We start from the raw sequence: 14,678 nt of genomic DNA, 5'->3' as shown, positions 1-14,678 counted from the left end.
TCGGTCAAGCCTGGCATCGCCCCTCGCGATACCGCGGGATGGCCCACGCTCTCGTGGCGGCCATCTACAGCAAGAATGTCCGGCCGTCGACGGCATCCAGGCTGTTCGCCGAGCCATCCTCGACTCCGGACGGGTGAGGGGTCCTTGTTCAACAGCTGACGCGTCCGGCGAGAACCTTCCCTCACCGGACGCGTCAGCTGTCATCCAGACCTGCTGGGTGGTCGAGTTCTAGGAGGACCCGCGGGGAGTTGGACACGTGCGCCGCGCAGGTGCACGTGGCCGGCAGCTGGGTGCAATGTCACCCAGCTGCCTTCGCCTTCTCAGTCAGCGAACACCACGGTGGTGCTGCCGTTGGTCAGCACCCGTCCGGTCAGATGATGGTGGACTGCCGAGGCGAGCACGCGGCGTTCGATGTCGCGGCCCTTCCGCACGAGCTGGTCCGGGGTGTCGCGGTGACTGACCGGCTCGACGTCCTGCACGATGATCGGCCCCTCGTCCAGGTCCCCGGTCACGTAATGCGCTGTGGCGCCGATCAATTTGACACCCCGCGCGTGAGCCTGGTGATAGGGCTTCGCACCCTTGAATCCCGGCAGGAACGAGTGGTGGATGTTGATGCACTTGCCGGCCAGCTTCGCCGACAAGTCGTCGGACAGGATTTGCATGTAGCGGGCGAGGACGACGAGGTCCACATGGTATTCCTCGACAATCCCGAGCAGCTTGCTCTCCTGCTCGGCCTTGGTGTCCTTGGTGACCGGCAGGTGGTGGAACGGCAGGTCCCCGAGGTCGATGTTCTGATACACCTCACGGGAGTGGTTCGACACGATACCGACCACATCCATCGCCAACTCCCCGGTCCGCCACCGATACAGCAGGTCCACCAGGCAGTGATCGAGCTTCGACGCCATGATCAGCACCCGCATGCGCTCCTCGGTGCCGCGGATCGCCCACGTCGCACCGAACGAGGTCAGCACCGGTGACAGCCCCGCGGCCACCTCGGACTTCTCCAGGTCGGCGCGCACGGTGTCGAACTGGATCCGCGAGAAGAACCGCCCGCTGAGCTGGTCGTCGAAGTGCTGCGCGTCGGTGATGGTGCAGCCCAACTGCAGCAGAGCGGTCGAGACGGCGCTGACGATGCCCGGCTCGTCGACGCACGAAAAGGTCAAGACATAGGAATGGGTCATGATGACGTCTACTTCACATTCTGGGAGAGAGGCTTAGGCGGTGTGGAGGTCGGCGCGGCGACGGTCCGGCTTGTACGGCGCCGGGGCCACGGTGGCGCGGATCGCCTTCTGCGGGCCGTCCGGGCGACCCCAGTGCACGGTCAGTTCGGTGCCCGGTTCGCTGTGGGCGACGTCGATCGTGCTGAGCGAGAGCATCTGCCGGTAGTAGTAGCTGTAACCTCGGGAGGTCGCGACACCCACCAGGTCGTCGCCGGCGGTCACCTTGTCCGCCCACATGAACCCGCGCTGATCCCGCGGCATCTCCATGTAGGGGTAGTTCTCCCCCGGCCGGAACAGCGACGCGAAGACATCTTGGACATCGTCGGCATCCCACACCAGTGTGCGGATCACCCGACGGGGGTCGGCCTTCTCCGCCTCGAGCGCGGCACGACCGAGGAAGTCGTGGTCGAAGTTGATGTTGCGAGCCCAACCGAGCTCGACCGGGCTCCGGTAGTACTCGCCGATCTCGCGGCCGTCGTAGCTGCCCGCGATGTATGCCGGCTGCGCGAACGAGGGCATCGAGGAGGAGAACACCTCCAGGTACTCGGCCATGTCCTCGTCGAAGATGGCGGGGATGTAGTCGGTGGCGATGGTGGGGAAACACGCCTCGAGGTGATTGATCATCGCGACCCGGCCGCCGAGCTTGCGGATCCCGAATTCCTGACCGGCCTCGACGATGACGTCGTAGATCTCCTGCCCGTACTCCTTCGGTCCCTGCAACTCGAACCCGATCTCGCCGGACATGCCCTGCCGCAACGCCCAGATCTTGTGGCCGGCGACCGTGATCGGATGCAGGCGCATGAATCCGGTGTCCCGCAGACCGGTTTGGCCGCTGACCTTCTCGAGCACCTTCACCGAGTTCGGGCCGGAGACCTGGTAGATGAACCAGTCGTCCTGCTGCACCTTCACGTCGTAGTCGGTGCGGCCGAGCTGATAGCTGGCCCAGAAACCGCCACGACCGTGCAGCATGTAGTCGTCGTCACCGAACCGGGTCAGGACTCCCTCGTGGATGACCTTGCCGTTCGTGTTCGTGTGGATGAGGTGCTTGGACTGGCCGTGGTCGAACTTGGCGAAGCTGTTGACGGAGATGTCGGAGAACAGCCGCAGCGCGTCCGGGCCGGTGAACCGGTGCTGCCACAGAAACGACCAGTCACCGATATAGCAGGTCTCCTTCCACGACATGCTCTCGTCGAGCCAATCGGTGTACTCGGGCTGCCCGAACCGGCTCCACGCGTATACCTCAGGGGCGGTCCGCATTCCATCAACACTGAAAGTCATTGTCTTCCTATCACTCCTGCAGGCGACCACGAGATCGTGCGCCTGAGTTCGTCGTCTCTCCACGGTAGGACCGCGACACCGACCGGCGACACACTCGTATGACTCCGATCACGACGCTCCATGACTCGCCCCGGCTACGTCATTTGACCTAGCAGCTCCGCCGTGCGGGCACCCGGCCGCCGCACCTGAGGTGCAGGTGCTCTGGCAGCTGGTGGGCGGCGAGCTGTCGGTGAACGATCTGGCCGAACGGGTCGGGATGCCGGCGCCGTCGGGCCGCCCCGTGGCCGAGATCCCATCCACACCGGAACGATCTACGCGTTCACGCTTTCAGGTGAGTGGCGGTATCTCGAGTCCACCGACTCGCCATCCAACACCGCAGGATCCTTCCTGTTCGAACCTCCCGGGTCGACCACACCCTGAAGGTCGCCGACGATGCGCCCGAGACCGACGTGTTCTTCATCATCGAAGGCGCCATGCTTATCCTCGACGCGCAGGAGAACGTCGTCGCAATCTTCGATGTGGCCAGCACACTCCGCGACTACCCGAAACACCTGCGTGTCCGGGGAAGGTCCGTTCCCGACATCCTCGTTGACGGCTTCACCAATTACACGCAGTAAGCCCGTCAACGAGCGCGGTGACGCTGTGCTGAATCCGAGTTTCTGCGATCGACTGCCCTCGCCGCCCTCTGCAAAGGGCCTGAGAGCGATCGCGGCGCAGTCCTGACGACAGCGTGGCGTCTCGGACCAGGTCACCTGCCACGGACGCGCTGCTCCCCCGGGCATGGGGTGTGAATGTCCAAAAAGCGCAATCTAGTGCCGCCGATATCCACTGCACGCAGAGTTTCCCAGTCTCCGAACAGAAGTGGGGTGATTTCCATCGCTTGTTCGGCGATTCTGGATCATGTAGCGAACGGCAGGTGACTTGGATCATGCTCGTGACATCGGACACAAGCCGATACCGCATCGGCGAACCGAAGCGCCACACACGCAGCTCCGCACTGGCTCGATGACCGGTGGAGCGCCCTTGCCCCCGCGGTCGGTCAGCGGACACTGCTCAGGCAGGCAACGAAGGAGAATGACACATGAGTGACCCTCGGTTCGAGATTTCCCATCTCGCCCGTGCCGAACTGCTGAGCCCCANGCCGCAGGAGACGGTGGACTTCTTCACCAAGTTCCTCGGCATGTACATCACCCACACCGAGGGGCAGTCGGTCTACCTGCGCGCCTACGAGGACCCGTACCAGTGGAGCCTCAAGGTCACCGAATCCACCCAGGCCGGCCTCGGCCACGCGGCACTGCGCACCAGCTCCCCNGAAGCCCTCGAACGCCGCGCAGCCTCCCTCGAGGACGCCAACGTCGACGGNGCATGGCGTGAGAGCGACTTCGGGTACGGCAAGACCTTCACCTACCAGTCCCCGGACGGGCACAACCTGGAACTGCTGTGGGAGGTCGAGAAGTACCAGGCCCCGCCGGAGCTGCAGTCCAAGATCCTCACCCGCCCGTCGAAGAAGCCGCTNCAGGGCATCCCCGTCAAGCGCATCGACCACCTCAACCTGCTCGCCNGCGACGTCANCGCGGTGAAGNACTCCTTCGANCGCCACCTCGGGTTCCGGACCACCGAACGCGTCGTCGACGGCGACACCGAGATCGGNGCGTGGATGAGTTCGAACATCCTCGGCCACGAGGTCGCCTGCCTGCGGGACGCNCAGGGTGANCGNGGCAAGATGCACCACCTGGCGTTCTACTACGGCACCGGCCAGCACAACATCGACGCNGTGGAGATGTTCCGCGACTACGACATTCGGATCGAAGCCGGACCCGACAANCACGGCATCACCCAGGCCCAGTTCCTGTANGTCTTCGAGCCCGGCGGCAACCGCATCGAGNTGTTCGGTGAGGTCGGNTACCTGCACCTCGACCCGGACGGCGAGACCAAGACCTGGCAGATGTCCGACATCGACACCGGGCTGGCGATCGGCGGNGCGAAGCTGCCGTGGGANACGTACTTCACCTACGGCACCCCGAGNCCGCTCTCGCTCGACCAGCACATCGAGAAGTACGCGCACTTCGGCCCCGACGGCCCCGGCCCCGACGCCGCGGCGGCCGAACAGGCGATCGGCGACGAGATCGACCACTCACGCGCGGTGGCCGGCGCACCGACGGCGTAGGGAAGCGTAATCCGCACTGCGTGATATCCACGAAAACGCGACGGACCACCCGGTCCGTCGCGTTTTCGTGCGTTTCTGTCGGCTATCTACCAATCCGTGGACGGGTGTCCTGTCCGCCACCGCAAACCGTGCGCGTGAATGCCAAACGATGTGCGCCTGACGCCATGGCACACCCACTCGCGGCCTCGTAGTGTTGTGTATCACAGGCACAACCGCGAATGACCTTCGCGGCAGGCTCCGGGTCCCATGGGACCGAGCATGACGAATCCCTGTCGATTCCATACCTGACCTCTGGAAGGCTCCTTCATGAATGATGTTCAAGTGCAGTCCAATCTGCGCGTCGCCGAGGTGGACGGTTTCGAGATCGCCGCCGATGTGTACCGCCCGGACATCGATAATCCGCCGGCGGTGATCTACCTCCATGGCGGAGGGTGGCAGCTCGGCGACAAGAAGGACGGCGCCGACGACCGCCTCGCGCGACTGGCCTCGTACGGCATCGCCGTGGTTTCCGCGAACTACCGTCTCGCGCCGCAGGGTTCGTACCCGAACCCGATTCACGACGTCAAGGCCGTCGTGCGATGGCTGCGCGCACACGGAGCTGAGCTCGGGGTATCCACCGACCGGATCGGGGTGTGGGGCGCATCGGCAGGCGCATACCTGGCCACCATGGTCGGACTGACCCCCGGCGACGACGAACTCGAAGGTGTCGTAGGCGACGATCTCGATCAGTCCAGCCGAGTCGACGCCGTCGTCCATTGGTTCGGGCCGTCCGACCTGGCTGCCAACGCCGGCCGAAGCTGGATCGAAAGCCACCTTCTCCCACCGCCGTTCGAGAAGGCCCTGCTCGGCGAAGACGAGGTCGCGGCGCCGTCGGACACCTCCTGGAACGCCAGCCCACTCAGCCGCGTGACCTCACTGGCCCCGCCGTTTCTGATCGCGCACGGTGACCGCGACCGGATCACGTTGTCCGCGCAGAGCCACGCGCTGCACGACGCCCTGGTCAGCACCGGCGCCCGTTCGACACTCCTCGTGCTCGGCGGCGCGGGCCACGAAGGACCCGAGTTCGACCAGCACGACCACCTGGGGATCACCGCAGCCTTCCTCTCGGCCCACCTTCGCGGCTGAACCCCACACAACGTCACCATCGACAACACTCGAGGAGAAAAACAATGACGCAGGATGCAGCGGTCGAGCAGCAGCGACCGCCGGCCGGTATTCCGAGTTTCGACGACGATCTCCACGTCGACGCGGTGCTCGTCGATCCCTTCCCCACCTACGCAAAGCTGCGAGACGCCGGCCCGGTGGTCTGGCTCGAAAAGTACGGGTACTACGCCTGCGCCCGCTACGACGAGGTGTCCTCGGTGCTCTCGGACTGGGAAACCTTCACATCCCGTGAAGGCGTGGGATTCAACCAGTTCTTCAACGGAATCACCGAGACCAGCCTGCAGACCGAGGGCGATCACCACGACGAGATCCGTCAGGTCGAGGGATGCCCCATCAAGAAGGGACCGCTCGAAGAGCTCAAGCCGCGACTGAAAGACTTTGCCGAGAACCTGGTCGAATCCCTGAAGGGCAAGGACCACCTCGACGGTGTCGCGGACGTGGCGATGGCGATGCCCATCGAGATCGTCACCGACCTGGTCGGCGTCGAGGGCGTCACCCAGGAGCAGATGTTCAAGTGGGGTGTCGCCGGATTCGACAGCATCGGCCCGCTGCACGCCCCGCGTACCCAGCCTGCCCTGGAAACGATGATGGGGTACATGGAGTTCGCCGACGAGAACTTCCCGAGCAATGTGCGCGAGGGTGGCTGGGCGGATCAGCTGTTCAAGAATGGTGCGGCCGTCGGCTGGCCCGAGGACTTCGCCCGCGGAGTGATGAACGACTACATCTACCCGAGTGTGGACAGCACCATCAGCGCGATCGGGATCGGCCTGCTGCTGTTCGCGCAGCACCCGGACCAGTGGGATCGTCTGCGAGCGGACCGTTCCCTGCTGACCAGCGCGATCCCCGAGATCGTGCGTCTGGCATCGCCCTTGCAGTTCTTCACCCGGGTCGCGACGAAGGACACCGAGATCGCCGGCGTTGCTATTCCGGAGGGCTCGCGTGTGGTGGTGATGTACGGGTCCGCGAACAGGGATGACCGCAAGTTCGAGAACCCGGATTCGTTCGACATCACCCGGGACCCGGCCGGTCACCTCGGCTGGGGTCGCGGAAAGCACGCGTGCCTGGGTAAGCCGCTGGCACGGTTGGAGATGATCACGTTGTTCAACGTGCTCGCCGACAACGTCGAACGTTTCCATGCCGGCAAGTACCGCTTCCAGCCGAACAACATCATCCGCAGCCTCGGTGAGCTGGAACTGTCCATCACCTGGGCGCAAGAGAACTAGCGAACCGACGTCCTGACGTCGTCCCTATCAGGTAGGGAAGGAAAGAGAAGATGAAGATCCAGATCGAGTACGGAATGTGCGATGGCCACGGTGAGTGCGTCATCGCCGCCCCCGAGGTCTTCGACCTCAACGACGACGGTGACGAGGTGATCCTGTTGGACGACTCGCCTGCCGAGTCGCTCCGCGACAAGGTCAACGCCGCGATCAAGCTCTGCCCGGTCGCTGCCATCCGCGTCGAGGGTTGAGCCATGACCAATACAGTGATCGTCGGCGGCGGGTTGGCCGGCCTCCGCGCAGCGCAGCGGCTGCGTGAAGCCGGCACATCCGAGCTGATCACCATCGTCGGGGACGAAAAGCATCGCCCGTACAATCGCCCGCCCCTGTCGAAGCAACTGCTCGCCGGAACGATGTCGGCGGTCGAATGTGAATTCGACACCGCCGCGGACGATTTCGAATGGATCTTGGGAAACGCGGCGACCGCGCTGGACGTGGAGAATCGGCGGCTGAACCTCACCGACGGGGAGATCGGCTACGACAAACTGATCATCGCGACCGGTCGCGGCGCCCGTTCTCTTCCGGGTCTGCCGGAGATGGACGGCTTCCACGTGCTGCGAGGCCTCGATGATGCGATTGCCCTCCACACCGCCGCCCAGCACGCCCAGAACGTGGTCATCGTCGGCGGCGGGTTCATCGGGTGCGAGGTCGCGTCCAGCCTCCGCGTCAACGGTGTGCAGTCGGTGACCATAGTGGAGCGGGCGCCGACTCTGATGCCCCTGCTCGGTCCCGAGATCGGCCGTTTCGCCGAGCGCCTGCACCGAGACCACGGCGTCAACGTCTACTGCGACACGGCGGTGACCAAGTTCGACGGCGGCAGCCGAGTTGAGCGGGTCGAACTCGACAACGGTCAGATCCTCGAGGCCGACCTCGTCCTGCTGTCGTTGGGTTCGGTGCCCAACACCGAGTGGCTGACGGGGTCCGGTCTCGAACTCGACCAGGGCAGTGTTGTGTGTGACGAGTTCTGCCACGCCTCCGGGCATCCGGACATCGTGGCAGTCGGCGATGTCGCCTCCTGGACTCATCGGGGCGTCGGAAAGCGGGTCCGGATCGAACACTGGTCGAACGCGGCCGATATGGGTGCCGCCGCGGCGGAAAACCTCTTCGCCGCGGTCGGCGGGAAGACGCCGTACTCGCCGATCCCGACGTTCTGGTCCGACCAGTACGGCATCAGTTTCAAAGCGGCCGGTTTCGTCACCATGGTCGAGACCTTCGTACCGGTCGACACCGGCATCGAGGGCAAATGGAACTGGGACGGGTTCGGTGAATCCGGTCTGGTGGCCGGGTTCACCGCGAACGACAACAAGGCCTTCGTGAAGTACCGGCGCACACTCGCCGGGGCGGGCACGAAATCCTGACTTGACCCGAGACTGCACCGGAGACCGATCATCGGATCGGCTCCGGTGCAGTTGTTCCAGGGTCAGCGCTGGCGATACTGCCCCGGGCTGATCCCATACCGATTGCGGAACGACCGGCTGAAGTGCGAGGTGTCCTTGAAACCCACCCGGCTCGCGAGTTCCCCGATGGTGATTTCGGTGCTCAACAAGATCATGCGAGCGCGTTCGAGGCGGGCTTGGAGAAGCCACTCGCTCGGCGTGCTCCCGGTGCTCTGGAATATCTTCTGCAGGTACCGTAGCGAGATCCCCAGTTCGGCGGCAGCTTCGGTGATGGAGAGGTTTTCATCATGAAGCCGGGTTTTCAGAAGATTCTGCGCGCGATGTAGGTCCACAGTGTGTGCTTGCTGTGTCGGACTGACAGCCCCACCGGTATCGGCCAATGCGGTCACGATCATGTCCATAGCCGAGGCCGACAGGGCGGTTGCCGACGCATTCGGAACCGCGGCATCGAGAGCGGCGATTTGCTGCAGGAACCTGCTCACGACGACGCCGGCCCCAGACACTGCTGACACCGGCTGAGCCATGACCCGGTCGACGTCCCGCTCGGACATTCGTCCCAGCAGCAAGGGGCGGGGAACGCGAACAACGATCTGCTCGAACTGCTGTGGAAAGTCGAACCTGAACGGCAGCCCGGCATCGATGACCGCGAACGACCCCTTGTCGAGCCATATCGATCGTCCATGCTGTTCGATCCGCCCGGGACCCCCGGTCACCGCGCACAGAAAGTAGTCTTCTGAGTCGGTATCGGCGATCATCGCCGGCGTCCGTAGAACCGAATGTGCATGGGCGCGAACTGTGCTCAACGACAGATCCCCGAACTGCCGTGTGCTCAGTCTCGCTTCGAAACGGCCCCGCGGCGATTCCCACTGCGGGTCCATCTCGCAGTAGGTTTCCGCGAGGGCATCCGTCCACCATTCGCGGCCGCCGGACATTTCCTGGCGCACCGGTGTGGGTGGCTGGGCGTCGTCAGGTGCATCGTCGACCGGCTCGTCACGCTTCGACATCGCGTATCACCTCCTCAGATGAACGCAGTGTTACACGATCAAGGCTACCGTTTACCTCCGAAGGGATTATCCGACGTAACAGGTACCCGGCGGGTTCAATTGTTCGGATACCCCGGACACGACCGCCGGCGCACCGACGTGGTGCACGCGCGTGCGCGTGCACCACGTCGGAACCAGGTCAGCCGGTGATCTCGCGTCCAAAGATCTGCCGGGCGAGCACCCACTTCTGGACCTCGTTGGCACCCTCGTAGATCTCGCCGATCTTGCTGTCCCGGTAGAACGCCTCCACCGGTCCATCGGTGTCGTCGGCCCCCAGGGATTGGGTGAAGCCGAGCCCGCCAAAGGCCTGCACGGCGTCGCGGGCCATCTCCACGGAAATCTCGGTGCCCCGCAGTTTGGCCATCGCGGCCTCCGGTTCTGGGAAGGCGACACCGGAGTCCAGACGCAGCGCCGCCTTGAGGTACAGGTCACGCGCGGATTCTATCGCCGTGGCCCGATCGGCCATCAGGAACTGCCAGTGCTGCTTGCTGGCCAGGGGGCCACCGAAGGCGTGGCGACGCGCGAGATGAGCGGCGGTATGGTCGAACGCGGCCTGCGCCATCCCGACCCCGGCCGCAGCGATGCCGATCCGCCCGTAGGTGAGGGTCTGCAGGGCGATCTTCAGCCCGCCGCCCTCCTCGCCGAGCATCGCGTCGGAATCCACCTGAACCTGGTCGAGGATGACGTCCGCGGTGATCTGCCCCTTGTTGCCCAGCTTGCGGTCGGGGGTGCCGATCGTGACGCCGGGGGTGTCGGTGGGCACGATGAAGGTGCTCAACCGACTCCCGGTGCGCGCCAGTACAACGACGAAGGCGGCGACCGCGGAGTTCGTGATCCACCGTTTGCGGCCGTTGAGTACCCAACCGGTGTCGGTCGGGGTGGCCTCGGTAGTGACCGCGATCGGGGACAGGTCGCTCGAGGCGCCGGGCTCGCTGGTGGCGAAGGACCCGACGATCTCCCCGGCCACCACGGGGGCGAGCCAGCGTCGACGCTGCGCGTCGGTGCCCTGGTTGACCGCATTGCCCGCGAGGATGCAGTGCACGTCGAAGATCGCAGCGACGCTGTTGGAGTAGTACGCGAGTTCCTCGACCGCAACGGCGGTCGCGGTGGCGCGGTGGGTCAGGTCGTCGCCGCCGACATCACCGGAAAAGGGGATGCGGAACACGCCGGCCGCGGCGAGCGAGTCGAACGCGTCCCGGGGGAAGCCGTCGATGCGTTCGTCGCCCCGGGCGATGCGGCTGGCGATCGGAGCGATGGTGTCCGCGGCGATCCGGCGCACCCGCCGGCGCACCTGCGCGGTCTCGGGTGGGGAGAGCAGATCGTGGTAGAGCCGGTCGGCGATGCGCGGGGGATCGAAGGTGTCGAGATCGGTGTCAGCCTCGACGGCATGAATTGTGGTCACGGGGGCTCCCAGAGAGAAGTACGACTGTGTCTCTACTGGTCTACGGTCACCGGCCGCCGGGGACAACGCGGTGTCGGCAATGCTGATCGACCCCGACCTGTCGATCAGCATTGTTCGGCCACTCCGATCAGCGCGCCGCGCGGCGTTCGGCGACGGTGACGTCGCCGGCCGCCCAGTGCGTCTCCGGTACCTCGCGGATGACGACCCGGATGTTCTCCTTGGGCGCGTCGATCGCCCGGTGCGCGGCCTCGGTCAGTTCGTGGATCAGGGTCCGGATCTGTTCCGGGGATCGGCCCAGACCGATGGTGACGTCGATGAACGGCATGCGCTTATCCTCCCGAGATGGTGATGGAACCGAGCGAGGTGAAGTGTGCGGCGACCCGGGCACCCGGTTCGACGGCGATGGCGTCGGTCATCCCACCGGTCAGCACGGTCCACCCGGCCTCGATGGCATGGCCCCGCTCGGCCAGGGTGTTCGCGGCGAACGCGAGCGCTTCGGCCGGATGTCCCTGCACGGCAGCCCCGGTGGCGGTGTCGACGATCTGACCGTCCACCTCGAGCAGGCACGCCTCGAGCGCGAGGTCGAGATCCTCGGGTCGGCGGAGGATCGGCCCGGTGACGTACACCCCCGACGAGTTGTTGTCCGCCACAGCGTCTTCGAGGGTGAACTTGAATCCGGCGTAGCGGCTGTCGATGATTTCGATCGCGCCGACCACCCGGTCGACCGCGGCCAGTGCCTCGGCGGCGGTGACGCCGGGTCCGGAGAGCCTGCGGGCCATCACGAATGCGATCTCCGGTTCCGCCCGCGGGTGGATGAGCCGGTTGCGGGGGACCGGGTCACCGGCGGGCAGCGCCATGGCATCGGTCAGCCAGGCCACCGAGGGGGCGTCGACGCCCATCTGCCGCTGCTTCGCACGCGAGGTCAGCCCCAGCTTGACGCCGGTGACGATCTCCCCTCGGGCCTTGCGGACGGCGAGTGCGATGTCCTGCGCCTCGTAGGCGACGGGCAGGGTCAGGCCCGGCCATTCGGCGGACAACGACGTGCGGGAGGTGGTGGTGCGCTCGGCGTCGAGGAGGATGTCGGCGATGCGGCCGGCGCTCCAGCGATCGGTGGCGGCCTGCTGTTCGTTGGTCACTGCTCTTCTCGCTTCCCGAGGATGGCGGACACGCTGCCGAGTCCGTTGATGTTCGCGACGATGGAATCGCCCGGCGAGATCGGGAAGGCCTTGGTCATCGACCCGGGTAGCACCACATGGCCGGGCTCGAGGGTCACCCCGAGCGGGCCGACGGTGTTGGCCAGCCACACCAGTGAGTTCAGCGGGGAGCCCAGCACGGCACCGCCGGCGCCGGTGGCGACCAGGTCACCGTTGATGTGCAGGGTGCAGCCGGACAGGCGCAGGTCGAGATCGCGCAGCAGCACCGGCCGGCTCCCGAGCACGACGCCACCGGAGGAGGCGTTGTCGGCGATGGTGTCGAAGATGCCGATCTTCCAGTCCCGGATCCGGGAGTCGACGATCTCGAGTGCCGGAAGCACGAAATCGACGGCGCGGACAGCATCGGCGATGGTGACGCCCGGGCCGGTCAGCGGGCGACCGAGGACGAACGCGGTTTCCGGTTCGATCCGCGGCTGGATGTAGGACGAGGCCGGAATCGGGTGGTGTTCGAGATGGAACATGCTGGCCGTCAGATGACCGAAGTCGGGTTGGTCGACCCCCATCTGGCGTTGGATCGCGGCGGACGCGAGCCCGACTTTGTGTCCCTTGACGGCGTCGCCGTCCTTCTCCCACTGCTCGACCTGAGCCTGGGCGATGCGGTAGGCGGTGGACAGTTCCGCTTTCGCGAACTGCGGCGTCAGGGGGTCGATCGGCGTGCCGCTGCGGTACGCCTCCAGCAGCCGCTGCGCGGCTCCTTGTACCTCGTCGGTGGACATAAGACCTCGGGCTTTCCTCGGAGCGTCCCCGTGGCGCCGTCCCAGCTCCGCGGGGTGTGAGCTGTTGCACTGACATCTCACATTGGGGCATTATGGGCCGTTATGCAAGACGAATGTGCCGATGACCGGCACAATACGGCCGGTGCTGCGGCGGCCGGGGACGCCGGGTCCATCGCCCGGGCGGTCGCCGTCCTCGACACACTCGGTGGGGCCGAAGGGGCGCTCGGGGTGTCGGAGATCGCGCGCCGCTGCGGGCTGCCCAAATCGAGTGTGCAGAGAATGCTCAAGGCACTGCACGGCGCCAAACTGCTCGAACGCCAGGGCACCCGGTACCGCCTCGGGCTGAAGCTCTTCGAGCTCGGTCAGCACGTGCCCCGCCAACGCGATCTGCGGGAGGCGGCCCGCCCGTTCATGGCGGACCTGCAGGAAGCGACCGGTCATTCCGTCCACTTCGCGGTCCTCGACGGTGACAGTGTGGTGTATCTCGAGGTTCTGCACAGCCCGAACGCGCCGCCGCTGCCGACCCGGATGGGCGGCCGCTGGCCCGCACACGGCACCGGGATCGGCAAGGCGATCCTCGCCTTCTCCGACCAGGCGGTCGTCGATCAGATCCTCGCCGCGGGCCTACCCCGGCTCAGTGAACGCACCATCGTCACCCCGGGACGGTTCGCTGCGGAACTGGCCCGGATCCGCGAGCGCGGAGTGGCCTACGACCTCGAGGAATCGCGGGCCGGTGTCGCCTGTGTGGCCTGCCCGGTCTTCGGATTGGGCGGTCAGGTCGTTGCCGGAATATCGGTGTCCGGGTGGCACACTCGCATCAATCTCGATCATTCGGCGGCCGCCGTGCGGACCGCGGCGCTGAGCCTATCGCGGTATCTGTCGATGCGGTCGGGCTGAACCTCGCTCAGCTGACGGCGGCGACGGTCGGATCGTCGCGTTCGGTCTGTAGCACCGGGTCCGCGGAGTTCGCGATCGCCCGGGAGATCTCGGCGCCCGCGGCGACGACGGCGTTCTTGAATTCCGTTTGCGCAGGGACGAACCGGCTCGCCGGCACGCTCATGCTCACCGCAGCGACGACCAGCCCCATCTCGTCTCGGACCGGGGCGGCGACACAGTGCACCTCCGGGACCGCCTCGCCGGCGTCGAACGCACACCCGGACCGCAGGACCGACCGCAATTCCTGCGCCAGGGATGCCGGGTTGGTGATCGTCGACGGGGTCAGGCGCCGCAACGGCTTGTTGGTGATGTTGCGCTCGACCTCTCCGGGATCGCACTGTGCCAGAAGAATCTTGCCGACGGCGCTGCAATGTGGTTCCAGATGGGCGCCCACCCGGGCGCCGGCGACGTTGATGACGTGATTGCCGAGCACCTTGTCCACGTACAGCACCCGGTAGCGTTCCATGACGGCCAGGTGTGTGGTCTCACCGTACTTGTGCGCAAGATCCTGGAGAACCGAAGCGGCACAGGAACGCACATCGACGGTGCCCTTGAGGGTCTGACTCAACTCGACCACCCGCCAGCCGATCCGGTAACGGCCGCGGTTACGGCACTGCAGCAGCCCCGTCTCGACGAGAGAGGACAGCAGGGCATGGGCACTGGATCGCGGGACGTCGATGGCCGCGGCGACCTCTGACGCCCCCCATTCCGGACGGGACACGGTGAACAAGTCCAGAACAGGGCCGATTTTCTGAACCGTTTGGAGAGGCGCCACAATACTTCCTTTCGCGTTGGCGACGACCAAGTACGCCGTCGCCCCCCGAGTATGTGCGGCAGCTCACACGCGGGTCCACCAGTTCGTGC

The 14,678-nt window shown here is 65.7% G+C and carries 15 protein-coding genes and 1 pseudogene; 8 read left to right on the top strand and 8 right to left on the bottom strand.

What is annotated here, in order from left to right; translation table 11 throughout:
* Positions 1–320: 320 nt before the first annotated feature.
* Positions 321–1,181 (bottom strand): formyltetrahydrofolate deformylase, encoded by an 861-nt coding sequence (gene purU / locus CA951_RS37725; protein ID WP_087561722.1) that lies wholly within the window; start codon positions 1,179–1,181, stop codon positions 321–323.
* Between the two features lie 33 nt (positions 1,182–1,214).
* Positions 1,215–2,477 carry an aminomethyltransferase family protein gene (locus tag CA951_RS37720; protein ID WP_087561721.1) on the bottom strand — a complete coding sequence of 421 codons (1,263 nt, stop codon included), beginning with the start codon at positions 2,475–2,477 and terminating at the stop codon, positions 1,215–1,217.
* 196 nt (positions 2,478–2,673) lie between these two features.
* On the opposite strand from CA951_RS37720, the pseudogene CA951_RS45270 reads away from it, so the two are divergent.
* From CA951_RS45270 to CA951_RS37690, 7 genes and pseudogenes are all read left to right on the top strand, one after another.
* Positions 2,674–2,769 (top strand): annotated as a pseudogene (locus tag CA951_RS45270) (transcriptional regulator); the annotation flags it as partial.
* Between the two features lie 64 nt (positions 2,770–2,833).
* On the top strand, positions 2,834–3,115 hold the full coding sequence (locus CA951_RS43675) for a hypothetical protein (protein ID WP_179220457.1): 282 nt from the start codon (positions 2,834–2,836) through the stop codon (positions 3,113–3,115).
* 464 nt (positions 3,116–3,579) lie between these two features.
* Positions 3,580–4,665, top strand: a complete 1,086-nt coding sequence (locus CA951_RS37710) for a VOC family protein (RefSeq protein WP_087561719.1) — start codon at positions 3,580–3,582, stop codon at positions 4,663–4,665.
* 306 nt (positions 4,666–4,971) lie between these two features.
* Positions 4,972–5,790, top strand: coding sequence for an alpha/beta hydrolase (locus CA951_RS37705; protein WP_087561718.1), 819 nt, complete (start codon positions 4,972–4,974; stop codon positions 5,788–5,790).
* 44 nt (positions 5,791–5,834) lie between these two features.
* The gene (locus CA951_RS37700) at positions 5,835–7,052 is read left to right on the top strand and encodes a cytochrome P450 (protein ID WP_087561717.1); all 1,218 of its coding nucleotides are present in this window, start codon (positions 5,835–5,837) and stop codon (positions 7,050–7,052) included.
* A gap of 50 nt (positions 7,053–7,102) precedes the next feature.
* Positions 7,103–7,297, top strand: coding sequence for a ferredoxin (locus tag CA951_RS37695; RefSeq protein WP_087561716.1), 195 nt, complete (start codon positions 7,103–7,105; stop codon positions 7,295–7,297).
* Positions 7,298–7,300: 3 nt separating this feature from the next.
* On the top strand, positions 7,301–8,464 hold the full coding sequence (locus CA951_RS37690) for an NAD(P)/FAD-dependent oxidoreductase (protein ID WP_087561715.1): 1,164 nt from the start codon (positions 7,301–7,303) through the stop codon (positions 8,462–8,464).
* A gap of 62 nt (positions 8,465–8,526) precedes the next feature.
* On the opposite strand, the gene CA951_RS37685 is transcribed toward CA951_RS37690, so the two are convergent.
* The 5 genes from CA951_RS37685 to CA951_RS37665 form a co-directional block, all read right to left on the bottom strand.
* Positions 8,527–9,507, bottom strand: coding sequence for a helix-turn-helix domain-containing protein (locus CA951_RS37685; protein ID WP_087561714.1), 981 nt, complete (start codon positions 9,505–9,507; stop codon positions 8,527–8,529).
* A 178-nt stretch (positions 9,508–9,685) separates the two neighbouring features.
* Positions 9,686–10,948 (bottom strand): acyl-CoA dehydrogenase family protein, encoded by a 1,263-nt coding sequence (locus tag CA951_RS37680; RefSeq protein ID WP_087561733.1) that lies wholly within the window; start codon positions 10,946–10,948, stop codon positions 9,686–9,688.
* A gap of 127 nt (positions 10,949–11,075) precedes the next feature.
* The gene (locus CA951_RS37675; RefSeq protein WP_087561713.1) at positions 11,076–11,273 is read right to left on the bottom strand and encodes a 2-hydroxymuconate tautomerase family protein; all 198 of its coding nucleotides are present in this window, start codon (positions 11,271–11,273) and stop codon (positions 11,076–11,078) included.
* Between the two features lie 4 nt (positions 11,274–11,277).
* On the bottom strand, positions 11,278–12,084 hold the full coding sequence (locus CA951_RS37670; RefSeq protein ID WP_087561712.1) for a 2-keto-4-pentenoate hydratase: 807 nt from the start codon (positions 12,082–12,084) through the stop codon (positions 11,278–11,280).
* On the bottom strand, positions 12,081–12,878 hold the full coding sequence (locus CA951_RS37665; protein WP_087561711.1) for a 2-keto-4-pentenoate hydratase: 798 nt from the start codon (positions 12,876–12,878) through the stop codon (positions 12,081–12,083). The genes CA951_RS37670 and CA951_RS37665 overlap by 4 nt, the downstream gene beginning before the upstream one ends.
* Positions 12,879–12,980: 102 nt before the next feature.
* On the opposite strand from CA951_RS37665, the gene CA951_RS37660 reads away from it, so the two are divergent.
* Complete coding sequence (locus CA951_RS37660; RefSeq protein WP_087561710.1) at positions 12,981–13,775, top strand: IclR family transcriptional regulator; 795 nt, start codon at positions 12,981–12,983, stop codon at positions 13,773–13,775.
* A gap of 7 nt (positions 13,776–13,782) precedes the next feature.
* Here the strand turns inward: CA951_RS37660 and CA951_RS37655 are convergent, their stop codons facing one another.
* Entirely contained in the window at positions 13,783–14,589 is an 807-nt protein-coding gene (locus CA951_RS37655) for an IclR family transcriptional regulator (RefSeq protein ID WP_087561709.1), read from the bottom strand.
* Between the last annotated feature and the right edge of the window lie 89 nt (positions 14,590–14,678).

It is taken from the genome of Rhodococcus sp. NCIMB 12038, assembly GCF_002165735.1.
GTDB lineage: Bacteria > Actinomycetota > Actinomycetes > Mycobacteriales > Mycobacteriaceae > Rhodococcus_F.
The sequence above is the reverse complement of the archived record's forward strand: the minus strand, read 5'-3'. Positions and strand labels throughout refer to the sequence as shown.